The 20,749-nt window shown below is 34.9% G+C and carries 17 protein-coding genes and 2 tRNA genes; 6 read left to right on the top strand and 13 right to left on the bottom strand.

Annotation, left to right across the window (positions count from 1 at the left end):
- Positions 1-59 precede the first annotated feature (59 nt).
- The 3 genes from rseP to EO766_RS04905 all read right to left on the bottom strand — a co-directional run bounded on the left by rseP (position 60) and on the right by EO766_RS04905 (position 4,298).
- On the bottom strand, positions 60-1,427 hold the full coding sequence (gene rseP / locus EO766_RS04915) for an RIP metalloprotease RseP (protein WP_074420867.1): 1,368 nt from the start codon (positions 1,425-1,427) through the stop codon (positions 60-62).
- 92 nt (positions 1,428-1,519) lie between these two features.
- Positions 1,520-2,680, bottom strand: a complete 1,161-nt coding sequence (locus tag EO766_RS04910) for a 1-deoxy-D-xylulose-5-phosphate reductoisomerase (protein WP_074420866.1) — start codon at positions 2,678-2,680, stop codon at positions 1,520-1,522.
- A gap of 124 nt (positions 2,681-2,804) precedes the next feature.
- A complete protein-coding gene (locus EO766_RS04905) occupies positions 2,805-4,298 on the bottom strand; it encodes a GH3 auxin-responsive promoter family protein (protein ID WP_218330690.1) in 1,494 nt (497 codons plus the stop codon).
- Positions 4,299-4,472: 174 nt separating this feature from the next.
- Here EO766_RS04905 and rplU point away from each other — a divergent pair, with 174 nt between their 5' ends.
- The 4 genes from rplU (at position 4,473) to EO766_RS04885 (ending at position 7,127) form a co-directional block, all read left to right on the top strand.
- Complete coding sequence (gene rplU / locus EO766_RS04900) at positions 4,473-4,778, top strand: 50S ribosomal protein L21 (RefSeq protein WP_074419484.1); 306 nt, start codon at positions 4,473-4,475, stop codon at positions 4,776-4,778.
- A 64-nt stretch (positions 4,779-4,842) separates the two neighbouring features.
- Positions 4,843-5,109: a 50S ribosomal protein L27 gene (rpmA, locus tag EO766_RS04895; protein ID WP_074419483.1), complete on the top strand. Its 267-nt coding sequence runs from the start codon at positions 4,843-4,845 to the stop codon at positions 5,107-5,109.
- 68 nt (positions 5,110-5,177) lie between these two features.
- A complete protein-coding gene (locus EO766_RS04890; RefSeq protein ID WP_179853206.1) occupies positions 5,178-5,354 on the top strand; it encodes a hypothetical protein in 177 nt (58 codons plus the stop codon).
- 90 nt (positions 5,355-5,444) lie between these two features.
- A complete protein-coding gene (locus EO766_RS04885; protein WP_074419482.1) occupies positions 5,445-7,127 on the top strand; it encodes a DNA polymerase/3'-5' exonuclease PolX in 1,683 nt (560 codons plus the stop codon).
- On the opposite strand, the gene EO766_RS04880 is transcribed toward EO766_RS04885, so the two are convergent.
- Both EO766_RS04880 and mazG read right to left on the bottom strand, forming a co-directional pair.
- Positions 7,124-10,885, bottom strand: coding sequence for a sensor histidine kinase (locus EO766_RS04880; RefSeq protein ID WP_074419481.1), 3,762 nt, complete (start codon positions 10,883-10,885; stop codon positions 7,124-7,126). The two genes, EO766_RS04885 and EO766_RS04880, sit on opposite strands and share 4 nt — an antisense overlap.
- Positions 10,882-11,661 carry a nucleoside triphosphate pyrophosphohydrolase gene (gene mazG, locus EO766_RS04875; RefSeq protein WP_074418416.1) on the bottom strand — a complete coding sequence of 260 codons (780 nt, stop codon included), beginning with the start codon at positions 11,659-11,661 and terminating at the stop codon, positions 10,882-10,884. The genes EO766_RS04880 and mazG overlap by 4 nt, the downstream gene beginning before the upstream one ends.
- A gap of 171 nt (positions 11,662-11,832) precedes the next feature.
- Here mazG and EO766_RS04870 point away from each other — a divergent pair, with 171 nt between their 5' ends.
- Positions 11,833-12,663 carry a hypothetical protein gene (locus EO766_RS04870; RefSeq protein ID WP_141676805.1) on the top strand — a complete coding sequence of 277 codons (831 nt, stop codon included), beginning with the start codon at positions 11,833-11,835 and terminating at the stop codon, positions 12,661-12,663.
- A 60-nt stretch (positions 12,664-12,723) separates the two neighbouring features.
- Here the strand turns inward: EO766_RS04870 and EO766_RS04865 are convergent.
- The 5 genes from EO766_RS04865 to EO766_RS04845 all read right to left on the bottom strand — a co-directional run bounded on the left by EO766_RS04865 (position 12,724) and on the right by EO766_RS04845 (position 16,025).
- A tRNA-Leu gene (locus EO766_RS04865) sits at positions 12,724-12,809 on the bottom strand.
- 44 nt (positions 12,810-12,853) lie between these two features.
- Positions 12,854-12,926 (bottom strand) — tRNA-Gly (locus EO766_RS04860).
- Between the two features lie 80 nt (positions 12,927-13,006).
- A complete protein-coding gene (locus EO766_RS04855; RefSeq protein WP_074418409.1) occupies positions 13,007-13,210 on the bottom strand; it encodes a hypothetical protein in 204 nt (67 codons plus the stop codon).
- A gap of 41 nt (positions 13,211-13,251) precedes the next feature.
- On the bottom strand, positions 13,252-14,280 hold the full coding sequence (locus tag EO766_RS04850) for a glycosyltransferase (protein ID WP_245634902.1): 1,029 nt from the start codon (positions 14,278-14,280) through the stop codon (positions 13,252-13,254).
- A gap of 116 nt (positions 14,281-14,396) precedes the next feature.
- Positions 14,397-16,025 carry an ABC-F family ATP-binding cassette domain-containing protein gene (locus tag EO766_RS04845; protein ID WP_074419479.1) on the bottom strand — a complete coding sequence of 543 codons (1,629 nt, stop codon included), beginning with the start codon at positions 16,023-16,025 and terminating at the stop codon, positions 14,397-14,399.
- A gap of 151 nt (positions 16,026-16,176) precedes the next feature.
- On the opposite strand from EO766_RS04845, the gene EO766_RS04840 reads away from it, so the two are divergent.
- Entirely contained in the window at positions 16,177-17,343 is a 1,167-nt protein-coding gene (locus EO766_RS04840; protein ID WP_074418412.1) for a sensor histidine kinase, read from the top strand.
- 107 nt (positions 17,344-17,450) lie between these two features.
- Here the strand turns inward: EO766_RS04840 and EO766_RS04835 are convergent, their stop codons facing one another.
- From EO766_RS04835 to glgB, 3 genes are all read right to left on the bottom strand, one after another.
- Positions 17,451-18,035: a phosphatase PAP2 family protein gene (locus tag EO766_RS04835; protein ID WP_074418413.1), complete on the bottom strand. Its 585-nt coding sequence runs from the start codon at positions 18,033-18,035 to the stop codon at positions 17,451-17,453.
- 2 nt (positions 18,036-18,037) lie between these two features.
- On the bottom strand, positions 18,038-18,568 hold the full coding sequence (locus EO766_RS04830) for a phosphatase PAP2 family protein (protein WP_074418414.1): 531 nt from the start codon (positions 18,566-18,568) through the stop codon (positions 18,038-18,040).
- 131 nt (positions 18,569-18,699) lie between these two features.
- Positions 18,700-20,724, bottom strand: a complete 2,025-nt coding sequence (gene glgB / locus EO766_RS04825; RefSeq protein ID WP_287100785.1) for a 1,4-alpha-glucan branching protein GlgB — start codon at positions 20,722-20,724, stop codon at positions 18,700-18,702.
- Positions 20,725-20,749: the final 25 nt, after the last annotated feature.

The raw sequence follows: 20,749 nt of genomic DNA, 5'->3' as shown, positions 1-20,749 counted from the left end.
ACTTATTCAATTTCTTATACAAAGGTACTTTATTCTGTAAACACCTGCTATTTAAAATTTTAATGACTAAAAATTCGTAAAAAATCCAAGCCAAGTGCATAAGCCATTAAACTTAACAACAAAATCATGCCAACCATCTGCGCATACTCCATAAACTTATCGCCCGGCTTTCTTCCTGTAATCATTTCTACCAATGTAAACAAGGCATGGCCGCCATCTAAAGCTGGTATGGGTAACACGTTCATAAATGCCAGGATAATTGAAAAAATGGCAGTTAAGGTCCAAAATGACTGCCAGTCCCACACACCAGGGAATATACCACCAATACTTATTACACTTCCTAAAGAATCGTTTACTTTTACTTCTTTAGAAGTGAACAATAATTTAAGATTGCTAATATAATTAATGAGCGTACTGTAGCATTTTTCAATACCAACCGGAATGGCCTGTAAAAAAGAATATTTAATTTGCACGGTACCCAATACTTCGTCAGGTGTCTGAAAGCCAATACCGGATTTGATTTTAGGATTGGTATTATTTACAACAGTAGCCTGAATGGTATCAGTATTGTTTTGAATCAGGGTATACTGAATGGAATTTTTATTTTTTAAATCTTTCAAAACATCAAATGCCTGGTTGTTATACGAAACAGGTATTTGATTAATGGCAATAACCCTGTCGCCTTTATGTATAGCAGCATCACTGTTTATTTGTGTTCCGAGAAGCACGGTATCTACGATTAATGGAATACGAACATAGGTAAACCCACCCAGCTTATTTTTATTTAACTGTTCAATAAATCCGGGAGGTACATTTAAAATGGTATCTTTTCCATTTCTTTCAATGGTAATATTTGTAGCCTGGTTTAGAATAATTAATGAACCTACCGTTCCAATTTTTTCAACAGGTTTACCTGCTACTGCCACTATTTTATCGCCATCCTGCATTCCAATTTTTTTCCCAAGACTATCTACATACACCCCATATTTTAAATTCTGTGCAGGTATATATTTTTCGCCCCAGGTATACATAATACCAACAAAAATAACAATGGCCAATAAAATATTCACTGTTACCCCACCCAACATAATAATTAGCCGTTGCCAGGCGGGCTTTGCACGAAATTCATAAGGCTCAGGTGGTTTTTTCATTTGCTCTTTATCCATACTCTCATCAATCATTCCGGCAATTTTTACATAGCCGCCAAAAGGAACCCAACCAATACCATATTCCGTTTCACCTATTTTCTTCTTCCATAAACTAAACCAGGGATTAAAAAAAAGGAAAAATTTTTCAACCCTGCATTTAAACCATCTTGCAGGTAAAAAATGCCCCAACTCATGCAAAATAACAAGGATAGAAAATGACAGGATAAATTGTCCTGCTTTAATTCCCACTACACTCCAATCAATTACTAAAAGACTCATTCAATTTTAATATTTAGTTGACTTTTAATTTTTATACAACAAAATGATTGCCATTCAGTTGATTATTTGAACCTATTTTTATATCAGTTCCGTTACATCTGAATTAAAGAAGCTGCAAAATTACGCGCTTCGGCATCACTGTCAAAGTATTCGTCCAAGGTGGGCTGGGCAATGAAGGTAATTTTATTCATGGTTTGCTCAATCATTTCAGTAATATCCAAAAATCCAATCCTGTTTCTTAAAAAAGCATATACTGCAATTTCATTGGCTGCATTCATTACACAGGGAAGATTACCGCCTTTAAATAGTGCTTCCGTTGCCAATACCAAATTGCGGAAGGTGCGTAAATCAGGCTCTTCAAATTGAAGTGTTGCTGCTTTTTTAAAATCAAAACGGGGAAAATTATTGGGAATTCGTTGCGGAAATGCCAATGCGTATTGAATAGGTAGTTTCATATCGGGTAGGCCCATCTGCGCTTTGATGCTCCCGTCTTCAAACTGCACCATACTATGAATAATACTTTGCGGATGCACCACTACCTGAATTTGATCAGCAGATAAATTAAACAACCACTTTGCTTCAATCATTTCCAGACCTTTATTCATTAAAGTAGCAGAATCGATACTGATTTTTGCACCCATTGACCAATTAGGATGCTGCAATGCATGTTCTTTTTTTACATTCACCAAAAAATTTGGTTTTTTCCCTAAAAAAGGGCCACCACTTGCAGTAAGCACCACTTTTTCAGTTTTATTTCTTCCTTCGCCAATAAGGCATTGAAAAATAGCTGAATGTTCACTATCAACCGGAATAACAGGCACTTTATTTTCTAATGCTTTTTGCATGATGATGTCTCCTGCTACTACCAATGTTTCTTTATTAGCCAGTGCAATGGCTTTTTGATGCTTAATGGCTGTGAGTGTAGGTTTTAATCCTGCATAACCCACAATAGCAGCCAACATCATATCATAACAATTCATTGCTGCTACTTCTTCCAAAGCTTTTTCACCTGCAAAAACCTTTATTGGAGTATGTGCCAATGCCTCTTTCACTGCAATATATTTTCTTTCATCAGCTATTACTACACAATTTGGATTAAACTGAATTGCCTGCTGCACCAATAATGTATCGTTGGTTTGGGCAGTTAATATTTCAACAGAAAATTTATCAGGATTAGCTGCAATCACTTCTAATGCCTGTGTACCAATTGAGCCTGTTGAGCCAAATAAAGCAATTCTTTTTTTTATTGTCATTGAATTTTAGAATTAAAAAAGTACGCAAAAAAGTACAAAATAAGGTATTTACCACAAATATGCACTAACAGGTATTTTGTATACCTATATTTTGGTGCATACCGTTGTTTGGCAAATGATTTTTCTATTTTACAAAGGCTTGTAATGCATCGGCAATATTTCTATCATTACTTAAACGAGGCACTTTATTCTGTGCTCCCAGTTTTCCAATAGAACGCATATAATCAATAAATGCATTTTTTTGTAAGGGCTTTATTTCTAATGTACGCAAAATATTTCCTCTAATTAAATCATCATAATACACATTTTTGGCGCGTAAATTATTATCAACTTTTAAGGCAAATGCCGCCATATCTTTCGGCGTTTCTTCAAATTCAATATACCATTCATGAAAACTATTGCCTTTTTCTTTTGCAATGTTGGGCGCAACTGTAAATTCAATAATTTTTATTCCTTCTTCATTGGCTGCTTTCATTAAAGCATATTCTACCTCTTCCCCAATAACGTGTTCCCCAAAAGCAGAGATAAAATGTTTAATGCGTCCGGTTACTAAAATTTTATATGGATTGGTGCTGACAAATTTAACCGTATCACCAATATTATAAGCCCATAATCCAGCATTGCTGCTTATAATTAAAACATAGTTTTCACCAATCTTTACATCAGCAAGGGTAAGCCGGGTAGGCTTTTCATTGAAAATTTCATTGGCCGGAACAAATTCAAAAAAAATACCACTATTGGTATTTAGTAATAAACCCGGTGCATTGGAGTCATCCTGAAAAGCAAAAAAACCTTCACTGGCAGGAAACAATTCCAAACAATCAATTTGCTTACCAATGCTATTATACAATTTCTGCTTATAGGGCTCAAAATTTACACCACCCTGAATCATAATGCTGAAGTTTGGAAATACTTCTGCAATTGGTTTTCCTGTTTTTTCAATAAGCCTGTCAAAATACATTTGCATCCATGGGGGAATTCCACTAATGAGCGTCATATTTTCATGCAGGGTTTCTTCTACTATTTTATCTAATTTCATTTCCCAATCTTCAATACAGTTGGTTTCAAAGCTGGGTAATTGATTGGCTCTTAAATACCTGGGTACATGATGGTTTACAATACCGCTTAGCCGGCCGGTAGGAATACCGCCTACCCTTTCCAAAACCGGCGAACCACTTAAAAAAATCATCTTTCCCTTTGCAAAATCAAAATTTCCGGTTTCGGCCATGTAATATAATAAAGCATTACGGGCAGTATTAATGTGGTTAGGAATAGAATCTTTGGTAATGGGAATGTATTTAATTCCCGAGGTAGTGCCACTGGTTTTTGCAAAATAAATAGGTTTGCCTTTCCACAAAACATTTTGGGTACCTTCTTTTATTTTTTCGATGTAGGGTTTAAACTGCTCATAATCCCGAATCGGAATTTTTTCAGCAAATTCGGCATAGCTATTAATTTCCTGCATTTGATGATCTTTACCGAATTTGGTGTTTTTGCCCACTTTTAAAAGCATTTTGAAAATGGCTTCCTGATCAGCCACAGCACTGAGCATACTTTTACGAATGGTTTTATGAATATGAAAAGCAAACGGACGGGCTAATAACGATTTTAAATTCATAATGGAGGGTATGCATCTACTATAAAAAGCACAAAAATAGCATTATACAACACCTTTCTATCAAAGAAGGTATTAATTTTATCAGAAAATAAGGGTTGAAGAACAATTATTTTGAAAAAATTTGCAATTTTTGGTATTGAAACATTACCTTTGCCGTCCTAATTTTGGATAGTTATGTTAGCAGTTGTAAAAATCGCAGGTCAACAGTTTAAAGTACAAGCAGGAGATAGTTTGTATGTTCCCCGCTTAGCAGCCAAAACCGGTGATAAAGTTGAATTTAAAGACGTTTTACTGGTAGATAATGCAGGCACACTTTCAGTAGGTAATGCAGTGAATGCTGTAGTTAAAGCTGAAATTGTAAATGAATTGGTGCAGGGAGATAAGATTATTGCTTTTAAAATGAAAAGAAGAAAAGGTTTTCGTAAAAAGCATGGTCACCGTACCCACTATACTCAAATTAAAATTGAAAGTATTGCTTAAATTGTTAAAACAATTTCAGACTTCATAATCTGATACCGTTTTAATTTTCAAAATCAAAAAAGTTATGGCACACAAAAAAGGTGAAGGCAGTGTAAAAAATGGTCGCGACTCGAACAGTAAGCGCTTAGGGGTAAAAATATTTGGTGGCCAGCCGGCTATCGCCGGAAACATCATCGTACGTCAACGCGGTACCAGTTACCATCCCGGAAAAAATGTTGGTGTTGGAAAAGACTTTACCATCTTTGCATTAACAGATGGAATTGTTGCATTTAAAAAGTCTAGAAATAACAAAACCATCATTTCAGTTTTGCCTGTAGAAGCTACTGCATAAAAAAAAATTTTGCAATACCAGAATAGTTGTTAATTTTAGGTTATTAACTAACCATTAAATTTCAACTTATGGCAAAAGCTGTAAAAAAAGCTGCTCCTAAAAAAGCAGTTGCAAAAAAAGCTGCTCCTAAAAAAGCAGTTGCAAAAAAAGCTGCTCCTAAAAAAGCCGCTGCAAAAAAAGCCGCTCCTAAAAAAGCTGCTGCAAAAAAAGCTGCTCCTAAAAAAGCCGCTGCAAAAAAGAAGTAATCTTCTTGTAAAAGAAGTAACAACTAACAAGTCCCGATTTATCGGGACTTTTTTTATTACATTTATCACTCATTTTTAACTACTCAGCTCATGTTAGACAACTATGCCATAGCAGATAATTTTACCTTGCTCTCTAAATTAATTGACATACATGGAGAAAACAGTTTCAAATCAAAATCGTATGCCAATGCAGCTTTTGTAATAGAAAAATTGCCCGAACAACTCTCTCAATTACCTGCCAATAAAATATTCAATATTAAAGGTATTGGTGAAGCCATTGGTAATAAAATTCAGGAACAATTAACAACCGGATCATTACAAATTTTACAGGAATATATTCAAAAAACACCGCCCGGCATTATTAAAATGCTGCAAATAAAAGGATTGGGACCAAAAAAAATTAACAGCATCTGGAAAAATTTAGAAATAGAAACTATTGGTGAATTGTTGTATGCATGCAACGAAAACAGACTAACCTTATTAAAAGGCTTTGGCGCAAAAACGCAGGAAAGTATTAAAGAAAACATCAATTATTATTTAAATAATCTGGGTAATTTTTTGTATCAACAAGTTGAAACTTATATTCAGGCTTATCATCAAAAATTAACCAAAGTATTTCCAGAAGATTCATTTGTATTAACCGGCGCTTTCAAACGGCAATTAGAAACCATTGATGCCGCAGAATGGGTTACTACAACAAAACCCGATGCCTTAAAAAATTTTTTTGTAACAAACCAATATACCATTGAGGTTGACACACCCGATAAATTAGTGTTTAAAGGAACCGAAAATATAAAATTAATTTTTTATTTAACTTCTAAGCAAAAACTCACCTACCATTATTTTATTACCAGTTGCAGTAATGAATTTTTAGTGGAATGGGAAAAACAATTTGTATGGAAAGATGACAAATACTATGAAAATGAAAATAAAATATTTGAAGCAGCCGGTATTGCAGTAATACCAGTTTATCAAAGAGAACTTCCGGAAATTATCCAACAATATAAAACCACAAAAATTGCAACACCTATACAGATCAATGACATAAAAGGTATTATACACAGCCATAGCAATTGGAGTGATGGGCAACATACCATTGAGCAGATAGCCATTGCTGCCAAAGAAAAAGGGTATGAATATTTGGTAATTAGCGACCACTCAAAATCTGCATTTTATGCCAATGGATTACAGGAAGAACGTGTTCGGGCACAACACGCAGCCATTGATGTTTTAAATCAATCATTAGCACCATTTAAAATTTTTAAAAGTATTGAAAGCGATATCCTGAATGATGGATCATTGGATTATTCAGATGACATTCTGCAACTTTTTGATATTGTAATTGCATCCATTCATTCTAATTTAAAAATGACGGAAGAAAAAGCAATGAGCCGTTTATTGAAGGCCATTGAAAACCCATACACCAGTATTTTAGGGCATTTAACGGGCAGGTTATTATTAAGCAGAAAAGGGTATCCGATAAATCATACTGCCATTATAGATGCCTGTGCGAAGCACCAGGTAGCCATTGAATTAAATGCTCACCCCAGACGGTTGGATATTGACTGGAGGTACATAGATGCAGCGTTGCAAAAAAACGTTTTGATATCAATTGATCCTGATGCGCATGCTATTGAAGGTTTTGATGATTGTAGATATGGGGTATTGGTTGCACAAAAAGCCGGATTAACTCATACACAGAATCTAAGTAGTTTTTCTTTAGCACAGTTTGAAAGCTTTATTGCACAACAACACAAAAAAAGAAATGGCTAATCTGTTGCTGCATGAATAGGAATTTGAACATAAAACGTAGTACCAATGCCTTGTTTGGTTACAAACCAAATTTTACCATTTGCTTTTTCTACAATACCACGGCAAATAGCCAAACCTAAACCTGTACCAGATGATTTTGTAGTAAAATTTGGGGAAAATATTTTCCCGATGAATTCATCAGGAATTCCGGAACCATTATCGGTTACAGAAATTAAAATATGGTTGGCAACATTTGCCTGATACACGTGCACCGTTGGGGTGGAGACACCTTCTACTGCTTCAAATGCGTTTTTGATAAGGTTAGTAAACAATCGTTGTATTTGCGTTTTATCGGCATACAACCCATAATTACCCATTTCTTTTTTCCATGAAATTTTTACATAATTGTCTGCACTATGTAATTGCACCAAACTGCGCAACACATCTGAAACATCAAATTTTTCTAATTGTACATTACCAATATTTGCAAATTGTGAGAAATCGCCGGCAATTTTAGATAACTGATCAATTTGTTCAATCAAAGTTTGCGTAACCCGATTGGTTAAACTATTCAGTTGCTCCGGATCGTGTTGTTTATCGCTAATGGCATTTTGCAAAAACTGAATACTTAGTTTCATGGGAGTTAAAGGATTTTTGATTTCATGTGCAACCTGCCTTGCCATTTCACGCCATGCTCCCTCCCGTTCACTCTTAGCCAATGCATCGGCACTTTCCTCTAACTGGTGCACCATTCTGTTATATTCCTGAATTAAAACGCCTAATTCATCCTGCTTTTTCCAGGTTATCTCTTCATTCTTTTTCCCAAGCGATATAGCCTTCATTTTATCAGCAATCAATGAAAAAGATGCAGTTATTCTATTCGTAATTAAAAATGCAATGGCTCCGGCTACTAAAAATATAAATGCATTCAAATTAATCAGTGTAGCTAAAAAACCAGAGATTTCCTGCTTCAATTCAGCTTGTGAATTTAAGTATGGTATATTTAAATAAGCATAGGTATTACCCTGTTCATCAATAATGGGAGTATACACACTTAAAAAATTGAGGGTGCCAATATGCTCATCTTGTTCAAATCGAGATTTTTTTAGATGATGCAATTCATAATAAGCAAGTGGATTCATTTTGCTGTTTAATAAATGCTTGTTGTATATGTAAGGTTGTGTAGATGCTTTTAAATTTCCTGCAGCATCATAATAATTTATATCTACATTATGCATTTCTGCAATGTCAATAATCTTTTTTTCACGCACACCACCGGTAGTAAAATCATTCACTCCCACACCATCATCAAACACCATTTCAGCATTTATTTTATTTTGAATTTCAGTACCGATGAGCTGTACCGATTTAAACAGTTTATCCTCTTTATTTTTATTAAAACGGTTTATAAAAAATGAAATGGTGGCAGCACCTATTACAATGAATGAAAACAGGCTAATAGAAATAATGGTAAGGTTGATTTGAGAACGAATATCGAAAACAAATGATGTTTTAATTTCCTTCCAGCTAAACCTTTTTAACAACAGAAACTGAACGGTATTTAATAAAAATATTAATAATAAAAATGAACAAAACAGGTAGGCAAATAGTGTGAGTGATTCTAATATCCATTCGTTTTTCCGAACAATGAGTACCTGCCTGCCATTTTCGGCATTATACCATAATTCATTATAACCATTTTTATTGATTACATTAAACTGCGCCAAACTACTCATTTGTTTATTGACCTGTATAGGAAAACTGTAATCATTATAACTACTCACTATTTTTCCATTGTTGTACACTGCATAGGCATAATTCCCATTTAATTCATTAGAAAAATAATTTATTTGTGTAAACAATTCCGGATATAATGCTTCACTGGCAAATTTTTTGGGAATCACAATTACGAAGAAATAACCAAGCACATTATTTTCAGATGATTTAATATCTTTTTCAAAAAGATAGCCTAACCGATTGCCATTTGTAGTGTAAGTATACAAACCCGGAATAGAAGTAGATTTTGCCCTGCGCAATACAATGGTGCGGATGGTTGCATAATTGGTTGAATCATCATTATACAATGGTTGGAATAAACTATCGAAAGTATAGATGTGTGTTTCATATTTATTTAAATAGCCAGAGAAATTACTACTGATAAGACTATCTTTTAAATACTTATTGGTAAAATCAGAATCTAACCGATCAAAATTTTGTAATAAAAACCGGTCATCAAAATTGGTCATGGCAATATTCAACAAATTTTCTCCGGATGGATCGGCCTGCGATGCTAATTTTTCTGCAATACGTTTTCTTTGCTCTATTTCAACCAGTTTATTTTGATACATGACCATAGCTGCAACAGATGCAGCAAAAAACATTACCCAAAAAATAAAGAATGTAGTGTGATACAATGGTCTGTCAATATCATGTTGCCGGTAGTAGAAAATAATAAAAAAAACCAATAACCAGGCTAATACTGCAATATTGGTAATGGTAGATGATCCCCCAATTTTTATACTTGCATATAATAAACCCTCTACTGCTATAATAAACAATTGAATATTCAGTGGAATTTTTCTGGAATACACCCTTCCTAATAATAATTGAGCAACAGAAAAAAATGAAAGCGTAAGTAAACATAAAATGGCAAAACTAACTACGGTATATATATCCAGACTAAAGAAGTTTGCTACATCAAATGAAATTTTAGAATCAAGTACCAGACTTTTAATAATACCTGCAAACAGAAAGCAAATGGCACCCAGAATAATGATTTGCACATATGCAACTATGGTCATAACAGTTTCAGAAAAATGAAGTTTTAACTGTAGGTGCAAATTGTTCTTGTAAAAATTAATCAGCCAGAATAATATCACTACATTAATTAATAAATCGCCTAATGAGGGATGGATGGCATTGGATGCATAGATAGCCGGATCAAAAAGCGGCAGTTGAGAAAAATCAAAAGGAAAAGGAAAATAGTAACTGAGTATACGCAGTGTGATAACAGATACCGATAAAATAACAAAACCCTGTAAAGCCTTTTCATGCCCGGCCAATTCAATAGCAATGGCATTTAAAAAAAATAATAGTAGTATAATACTCAGGGTTCTTAGAATGATGGTGGTGGTATTATAGGGAGAAAACGTTTTGCCTGATTGAAGCTGAATGCCGCAAAGTGCTGTTCCATTTAAACCGTAAATGGGATATCCATCCTGCACACTAGTGATTTCATATAATTTTCCCAAACCTTGAAAACCATCAAAATCAGGTTGTAAATATTTGTTCTGTATAAAATAGGCATGGTATATTGGAATTAAACCAACCACCATTATTTTTTTGCCTCCTAAAAAAATGTATTTCTTAATTAATTCAAAATAACCGTTTTGATAGTTTACAAAATGAATGGTATTTGGATGATACAAATCTGCATCATCTACATAGTATTGGTTGGTATTCCAATAGCTTAAAATAGCATGGTTTAAATCATTAAACGTGTAGATAAAAAAACCAAAATTTTGGTTCAGTGGTTTAGATTCAGAGGGCAATAAAACACTATCACTCAATAATCCACTTAATAATACTTTATCAGAAGATAATTGTATAAATGAATTTTCCCTATGCGATAAATATTGTTGAATTTTTGTTTGAACTTTTACCGGAGAAGTATAATAGGTAAAATAATTAGATAATATAAATGAAAAGGTAAACAACCATGCAGCTATAATCATCAAATAGCCATGCCGGTATGCTGCATGTTTAATTATCTTAATCAAGATGGTTCATTTTTAATTTGCGCTTTAACCTGATTCCACAGCACATCCATTTCAGCCAGACTTAAATCAGCAAGATTTTGCCCTTGTTCAGTTGCAATTTTTTCCATACCCTTAAATCTTCGTATAAATTTTTTATTGGTTTTTTCCAGTGCTGTTTCCGGATCAACGTTCAAAAATCGTGCAAAATTTACCAGACTAAATAATACATCTCCAAATTCTTCTTCAATATGCTTTGCATCATTTAAAGCTACAGCCTCTAGCAATTCATTGGTTTCGTCTGTTACCTTATCCCAAACCTCCTCTTTCTGCTGCCAATCAAACCCTACCTGCTTTACTTTTTCCTGTATTCGGGTAGCTTTTATTAATGCGGGCATAGCTGCCGGAATACCAGAAAGTACACTTGTTTTACCTTCCTGTAATTTAATTTGTTCCCAATTTTTTTTCACATCTTCAGCATTTTTGGCAACAATATTGCCATAAACATGCGGATGGCGATGTATTAGTTTTTCACAAATCTTTTCAATTACATCCTGCATACTAAATGCATTTATTTCACTTGCAATTTTTGAATAAAAAACAATATGCAACAGAAGATCGCCCAATTCTTCTTTGATAGACTCCCAATCGCCGGTATCTATTGCATCTGCCAATTCATAGGTTTCTTCAATGGTCATTGGTTTTAAAGATTGAAGTGTTTGTTTTTTATCCCATGGACATTTTTCTCGCAGTTCATCCATGATGGTTACCAATCTTTGTAAATCAACATTATCTGCCATAAATTTGTTTTTATTATCAAGCATACCGCACTAAAAAACTATATCAAACAAGTACACAGGAGCATGTTTACGGTTCATTAAAAGTACACAACAAATTGGTTATAAGCGTGCATAGTTTTGCATTTTTTTGAGTTTGTATAATATAGATATACATTTGATATAAAAACATTCATGCATTACTTCAGTTTGATTATACTATTCATGAGCTGCCAGTGGGCACATGCACAATATTATTATAACGATATTATAGCTGCCAAACAAAGTATCCAAAACTATATACACATCAAAAACCAAAAAATTAAAAGTATAGATGTACAAAGCTTTGATGAAAATAATGAGCCGGCCAAAGGGTTTGCTTTACAACAATTATTTACAAATAATTGGACTAAAATGATACTCAGTACACAAAATGCTACCGGAGAAAAATCTACGCTTATCACCTATTATAAAAACAATTTGGTGAACAATACGATTGAACGTACCAACCACATTGAAACAACTACCAACTATACTTATGATGCAAAAAATAATATAACCGAAATTCTATCTGTTACAAAAGACAGTATCTATCATTACCAAAATACAGAAAAACATATCTGGCATTATTTATCTGGTGGTGCACCGGCAGATATGATTAAAATTAAAAATAATTTAGATACTACTTTTGTTCATTTTACGTATGATGAGCATGGCAATGTAGCAGAGGAAAAATGGATTAGAATGGGAAGATTAATAGAAACATATTATTACTATTATAACGATATGCACTTGCTGACAGATATTGTTCGTTTTAACAGAAATGCCAGAAAATTATTACCGGATTATTTGTTTGAATACAATTCAATGCGACAGTTAAGCAGTATGACACAGATTTCTCCAAACAATAATAGTTATTTGGTATGGAATTACAGTTACAATAGTGCAGGTTTAAAAGAAGAGGATATTTGCAGAAACAAAGAAAACCAATTGGTAGCGCGATTTAAATACGTGTATCACCAATAAATTTTAGAAGCATTGCAGCAATAAAAAAAGTCGGGATAGAAATTATCACCGACTTTCTTGTGCCCCAGGCGGGACTTGAACCCGCACGGCCGTTGCTGACCACAGGATTTTAAGTCCTGCGTGTCTACCAGTTCCACCACCAGGGCTTCCAAAAAAAATTCCATCCAAAAAACGATGGAATATTTTTCAGAGCGGAAGACCGGGCTCGAACCGGCCACCCCAACCTTGGCAAGGTTGTGCTCTACCAAATGAGCTACTTCCGCTTTTTATTTTTGTAAGAACTAATTTATTGGGAGTGCAAATTTAGGTATCTAATGTTCCCAACAAAATTTTTTTGTAAAAATTATTTGTATTCGGGTGTATATTTTGTGCTACCCTGAATTTCTACATCCGGTTTACCCTTGTAACGTTTTTGGTACAATTTATAACAACCTCCTAAAAAGAAGGCTACAATACAAAATACCTGCAGGTAAAATAAAAATCTGGAAGTACTTACCCAGTTGCGGGTAACATCTTTCTTGGCGTTTTCATTCATTTCTTGTAACATAGTGTTTCAATTGCTGTGCAAAAATAAGGTACCTGATTAAATTATGAGCGCTTCTTTTCAACAATTTCTGCAAAGGTTTTTTTGTGTTTAAAAAAATACTGCCATACTATACTGCCCGAATATACACCTTGCAATGACTTCAATGGTTTTTTTAATTGATTTTGTGCTTTTATGTTATGTAAATGCCTAAGTACATACCAATGAGCCTGAGCAACAGCAGTAAAAAATGCAGTATTGCCATTCAGCAAACTTTTCCATGCAGATAATGCATCTAAAAAAAAGCGGAGTGTTAATTTCCAGTATTTTTCTTTTGGTGGTAAATGCATTACCAACATCATTAAATTATTGCGAAAGTTTAAATAAATTTTTCTCCCACCCTTTTGCAAAGTACCTGCCCCAACATGATATACTACACTTTCCGGGCATGCAAAAATTTTATACCCTGCCAGTTGTATGCGCCAACATAATTCAATTTCTTCCTGATGTGCAAAAAACGAGTCGGTAAAACCATTAAAAGCATGAAACACTTTGCTTTTAATAAACAATGCAGCACCACTTGCCCAGAATATAGGTGTAACGGTGTTGTATTGACCGGCATCGATTTCCATATTATCAAAAACCCTACCCCTTGCAAATGGATATCCTAAAGCATCCATCCATCCACCACAAGCACCTGCATATTCAAATTGTTCTGGTGCATAATAAGATAACAGTTTGGGTTGGCAGGCTGCAATCGTATCATCTGCTTCCATTAATGCAATAACCGGTTCAATCCATTGCGGTGTAACCGATACATCTGAGTTTAATAAAATATAATATGCAGCATCAATTTGGCGTAAAGCCCAGTTGTAACCTCCCGCAAAACCATCGTTTTGTTGATTCATCAAAATTTCAACCTGCGGAAAATTTGCTTGTACAATTGAGATAGAATGATCTGTAGAAGCATTATCGGCAACAATAATCCTTTTGTTGGGATAGGTAGAAGCCAATACAGAAGGCAGGAACTGCTGCAAATAATGTGCACCATTATAATTGAGAATTACTACTGCTACTGTTGGAAAATTTTCCAAACCATTCATTTTACGAAAATAAGACGAGTTTTATAACATCCTAAACATTTTCTGCAAAAGTACCTGTAACAATAGCAATGCGCAGTTCCTGCCATTTTTCATGCATACAGTTCATTTTACAATTTATACAATTGTTCCCTTAGATCGTGAATACGTGCATCTTCCATATAATCATCAAATGTGGTAAGGCGGTCAATAATACCATTGGGTGTTAACTCAATTACTCTGTTAGCAACAGTTTGCATAAAAGTGTGGTCGTGCGATGTAATGAATACAATTCCCGAAAAATTCTGACAACCTTCATTAAAGCTCTGAATACTTTCCAAATCAAGATGATTGGTAGGCTGATCTAAAATGATGAGATTCGGATTTTGCAACATCATTCTACTAATCATACACCTCACTTTTTCACCACCACTTAAAACATTCGTTTTCTTCATAATATCATCCCCGCTGAATAGCATTTTTCCTAAAAATCCTCTTAAAAAAGGCTCATCCGCATCGGTAACATGCGGCGGTACAAATTGGCGCAACCAATCCATTAATGTAAGCCCGTCTTCAAAAAATTCACTATTTTCTAATGGAAGATAAGCTTTGGTTATGGTGGTACCCCACTCATATTTGCCTGTTTCCGGTTTTAAATGGTCATTAATAATCTCAAAGAAACGGGTTACAGCCATTGGATTTCTGCTAAAAAAAGCAATTTTATCTCCTTTGTTTACCGTAAAATTCACTTTTGAAAAAAGCAGGTTGCCATCAATTTTCGCAGAAAGGTTTTCAACATTTAATATTTGATTACCCACCTCGCGTAAGGGCTGAAAAATAATGCCGGGATATTTACGGTTGGAAGGTTCAATTTCTTCAATAGTTAATTTTTCTAATGCTTTTTTTCGTGCAGTAGCCTGTTTACTTTTACTGGCATTGGCCGAAAAGCGGGCAATAAAATCAAGTAAGGCAGCACGTTTTTCTTCCACTTTTTTATTCTTATCACTCATCTGGCGAAGCATTAACTGAGAGGATTCGTACCAGAAAGTGTAATTACCGGTAAATACTTTAATTTTAGCGCGGTCAACATCAGCTACATGGGTACAAACTGCATCTAAAAAGTGCCGGTCGTGACTAACAACCAAAACAATATTTTCATAATCAGCTAAAAAATTTTCCAACCAGCCAATTGTTTCAATATCTAACCCGTTGGTAGGCTCATCTAATAACAAAATATCCGGGTTACCAAATAGTGCCTGTGCCAGTAAAACCCGTACTTTATAAGTACCTGGAATATCTTTCATTAAACTTTGGTGTATATTTTCACTAACACCAAGGCTACTTAAAAGGCTTCCTGCATTGCTTTCGGCCTCATAACCACCCATTTCACCAAATTCGGCTTCCAATTCACCGGCCTTCATGCCATCTTCTTCCGTAAAATCCTCTTTTGCATAAAGGGCATCCCGTTCATGCATCACATCCCACAAACGTTTGTACCCCATTAACACGGTTTCAAGAACCGTATAATCATCAAAAGCAAATTGATTCTGATTTAAAACAGCCATCCGCTCACCCGGAGTAATATCAACGGTTCCCTTATTCGGTTCTATTTCACCACTTAAAATTTTAAGAAAAGTTGATTTTCCTGCGCCATTTGCGCCAATTACACCATAACAATTTCCTTTAACAAAATTTACATTTACTTCATCAAATAAAACACGCTTACCATAAGCCAGTGTAATGTTTCTAACACTAATCATTCTTTTTAGGGTTTTACAGGCTGCAAAACTAAGGGTTAAGCCGTTAATTCGTTAATTTAGGTTGTTTGACGCGTTATTACCGGAAAAACAACGCTATGCAGGCAAATTACAAATATGCTTATTTTGCCTATTTTTAATACGTATTTGCTTTATGATTCAATACTGGCTAAACTGGAAATCACTCATTGCCCTTATTGCCCTTTTTATTATTAGTGGCACTATTTTCTATTCCAATTACTTAGCCAATAAAATTAAACAGGAAGAGCAAATTAAAATTGAGCAATGGGCCGAAGCGGTTAAAAGCAATGCTTCTAACCTTATAACGGACACCAATTTAAGTAGCCGGATATTAGCCGAAAACAGTCAGGATATTCCCATTATTGTTGTTACAGAAAAAGGCGTTTTATTGGATAGTAGAAATTTAGATTCCATTCAACTCAAAAATCCGGCTTATTTGCACAAAAAAATCAATACATTTAAAGCATTGCATACACCTATTGAATGGAAAAACCCGTTAGATTCCACACAAAAAAATATTGTTTATTATGGCGAATCGCATTTATTGAACGAGGTAAGATATTACCCCATTGTACAATTGATGATTGTGGGATTGTTCCTTATATTTTTAATTGTAGCGCAAAGAACGGCCTATCAGAACAACCAAAATCAGTTATGGATTGGCATGGCCAAAGAAACTGCACACCAATTGGGTACGCCGGTAAGCAGTTTGCAAGGCTGGATTGAAATGCTGAAAGAAATACCCGGCACAGATAAAATAGTGAACGAAATTGATAAAGATGCGAACAGGCTGCTTTTAATTACAGACCGCTTTGGAAAAATTGGCAGCATACCGGCATTAGAACCGACCGATTTAGTGTTGAAAATTGAGCAGATGGTTGATTATATCAAAAAACGCTCTGGCAAACAAATACAATTTGAAATGATTATATCTGAAGCGCCTGCAATCACCCATATATCGCCTGCTTTATTTGATTGGGCAATTGAAAACCTGCTAAAAAATGCATTAGATGCTATGGAAGGAAAAGGAAAAATTACCATTCAATTAAAAACAGCACATGAACAGGTTTTGATTGACGTGAGTGATACCGGAAAAGGTATTAGCAGAAAAAATTTGCCTGCTGTTTTTAAGCCTGGATTTACTACCAAAAAAAGAGGATGGGGACTTGGTTTAACCCTAACCAAACGAATTATTGAACAATACCATCAGGGCAAAATTTTTGTTTTAAACAGTCAGCCGGGTAAAGGCACCACTTTTCGTATTGTTTTGCCCAAACACACCGGTACCTGTATCATCTGATGCTTATTTGGCTGAAAAGCTTTATAATTTATTATTTGTTTCTATTCTGAATATACCACAAGTACCGGTATAAATTTCAGAAATTGCAGGGGTTAATTTCTATTGAATTAAACCATTGGTGTGGTTGTAAAATAACGTTTTTCAATCCATAAATACAATCGGGAAATAATAAAACCATTGGCTACGGCTATGAATATGGGAACTACCACATCGCTGGGATAGTGTACACCTAAATATATCCGGCTGTACGATACCAATGCAGCCCATAAAAACAGGATGAGTGTAAGTTTGGGCATTTGTTTTTTTATTGAAAAGAAAAAATAAAAAGCCAGTGAAAATGTATTGGCTGCATGTGAGGAAACAAAACCATACATACCACCTCTGTAATTATTTACATAATGCAACAAATTTTCTAATCCCGGTTCATGGCTGGGCCTGAAACGGTGAAATATGGGTTTGAAAACAGAAGATGCCATTTGATCGCTGATAGTGAGCAATACTGCCACTAGTAATACAAAAGGTATGGCCTTTTTCTTCAATTTTGAAATGATGAGTAACAATAGCAATACATAAAATGGTAACCAGGAGTATTGCCCGCTACACCAGTACATAAACCCATCAAAAAAAGCATTATGGTGTCCATTTACAAATAACAATATTTTTCGGTCTAATTGTTCCAAATATTCTAACATAACTAATATTTAAATTGCGCTTTGTAACGAGGTACCGCATATTTTAAAACAAGCGGAGCAGCAGCACCAATTATAATGCCACCTAAAACATCGGTAGGATAATGTACACCCAGTGCCATTCTTGAATAACCCACCAACATTGCCCAAATTAAAACAGGAATGGTGTATTGCCATTTATGATACACCACAATAATACTGACACAAATTACAAAAGCATCGGTTGTATGGCCTGAGGGAAAAGATGGGCTTCCTCCGGCCGTTAACTTTTCAATAAAAGGATACACTTTAAAAGGCCTGGTTCGGTTAATGGAAAATTTTAAAATAGTGGAAACAATTTCAGCCAGCAACATTGCAAACAAAATAAACCACGCTCTGAATTGAATGAATTTATTTTTTTGCCAATAGCCAACAATCAGCATAATAACAGGAACTGCTATTGCAAATACATAAGCAGTGTTCGTAATAAAATGTATGATAGGATCAAGCCATACAATACGATGGTGGTTGAGCCAGTTTAATAATTCAATATCCATATAAAAAATTGCCGGATGTGTAAAGTTGCACCTTAATAAAAGCCGGAAAAATACTTATTTAATTTTCAATTCACTGCACAAATCCTGTTAAAAAACGATTGAATTGATTGCTTTTGAGGATTCAGTCAAGGTTATTTTAACACTATGGCAGAAAGTGCCGGTAAATGTACTTTTATACGATACCATTCTTCATCTATATACACTTTTTCGCCTACAATACTTGTATTTTGTATATCGCCGGTGCCATAAAATGCTTTATTATCACTATTAAAAATTTCTTTCCATGCTTGTTTGCCATATACATGTACTTCCCAGTTATGATGCACCACCGGCGTCATATTGAGTAGAATCAGCAAATCATCAGCAGCCTTTTTTCCTTTTCGTTTAAAAGCCATGATACATTCTGACCTGTGATTTAAATCAACCCACTCAAACCCTTCAGATGAAAATTGTAATTCATACAAGGCAGGTTCTGTTTTGTATAATTGATTGAGCTGCTGTACACATTTTTGCAAACCCAGATGAGGCGCATATTGTAACAATTCCCATTGCAATTCACTTTTATAGTTCCATTCATTGGTTACGCCAAATTCATTGCCCATAAATAATAATTTCGCACCGGGATGGGTAAACATGTATACATAGAGTACTCTTAGGTTGGCAAATTTTTGCCATTCATCGCCCGGCATTTTATAAATCATGGGGCTTTTGCCATGCACCACTTCATCGTGACTAAGAGGAAGCATAAAATTTTCGTCATAAAAATACATCATGCTGAATGTAAATTTATCCTGTAGTGCAGATCTAAAAATAGGATCAACTTTAAAATAGTCTAAAGTATCGTGCATCCATCCCATCATCCATTTCATTCCAAATCCCAAACCCCCTTCAAAGGTTGGTTTGCTGATTTTTGGCCAGTCTGTTGCCTCTTCGGCAATGGTTTGAATATCCGGAAAATCACGATACAATGTTTCATTTAAATCTTTTACAAAGGCAATGGCTTCTATATTACCATTTCCTCCAAATTCATTGGGTTCCCATTGACCTTCGTTTCTACTGTAATCCAATCGAAGAATGGAACTTACCGCATCAACACGTAAGCCATCTGCATGAAATGCATCACACCAAAATCTGGCATTACTAATCAAAAAACTTTTTACTTCACCACGTTTGTAATTAAAGATATAGGAGCTCCAATCGGGATGATAACCTTTGCGCATGTCTGCATACTCATAGGTATGTGTTCCATCAAACAAAAACAGACCATGTGCATCATAAGGAAAATGAGAAGGTACCCAATCTAAAAAAACACCAATACCTGCCTGATGCAATGCGTCAATTAAATGGGCAAACTCCTGCGGGTTGCCAAAGCGTGAAGTAGGTGCAAAATAACCGGTACCCTGATACCCCCAGCTTCCATCAAATGGATGTTCCATAACAGGCATAAACTCAACATGTGTAAACCCCATTTCTTTTAAATACGGCACCAAACGTTCTGCAATTTGATCATAAGAATTGTATATTTCTTCATTGTTTTTATCGGGACGCATCCAACTGGCCAAATGCATTTCGTATACAGATATGGGTGCAGATAAACTGTTTTTTTCATTTCTGTTTTTCATCCATTCAGCATCCCCCCAATTATAATCGGTTTGCCAGGCAATAGATGCTGTAAATGGCCTTTTTTCCCAATAATGCGCAAACGGATCTCCTTTATCTAAAGCTAAACTCTGGTAACCAATGATGTGGTATTTATAGGCTTCGCCCGCTTCCACATGTGGTATAAACCCCTCCCAAATACCGGAATGATCTAACCGTACCATTAAAGGATGCGCTGTTTTATCCCACTGATTAAAATATCCAATTACACTAACATACGTTGCATTAGGTGCCCAAACAGCAAAATAAGTACCCTTTGTACCGGATACTTCAATTTGTTTATTGCCGAATAAATGATATAAACAATAATGTGTTCCCTGTTGAAAATTGACAATATCATCTTCTGTAAAAAGTGAATAATTCCACACTGAACGCTGTGTATCAACGAATTGAACCGTTTCATAGGGTGGCATTAATCCGGCTTTTAAAGCAACAACACCAACCAAATTTTGGTTATTGCCTCCATTTTTAATATTTTTTTTTGTAGAATTAGACATATTACTTATTTTGTCGAATATTAAA

This window comes from Hydrotalea sp. AMD (genome assembly GCF_004100315.1).
In the GTDB taxonomy this organism is placed as follows: Bacteria; Bacteroidota; Bacteroidia; order Chitinophagales; family Chitinophagaceae; genus Hydrotalea; species Hydrotalea flava.
This window is presented reverse-complemented; position numbering and strand designations above follow the sequence as displayed.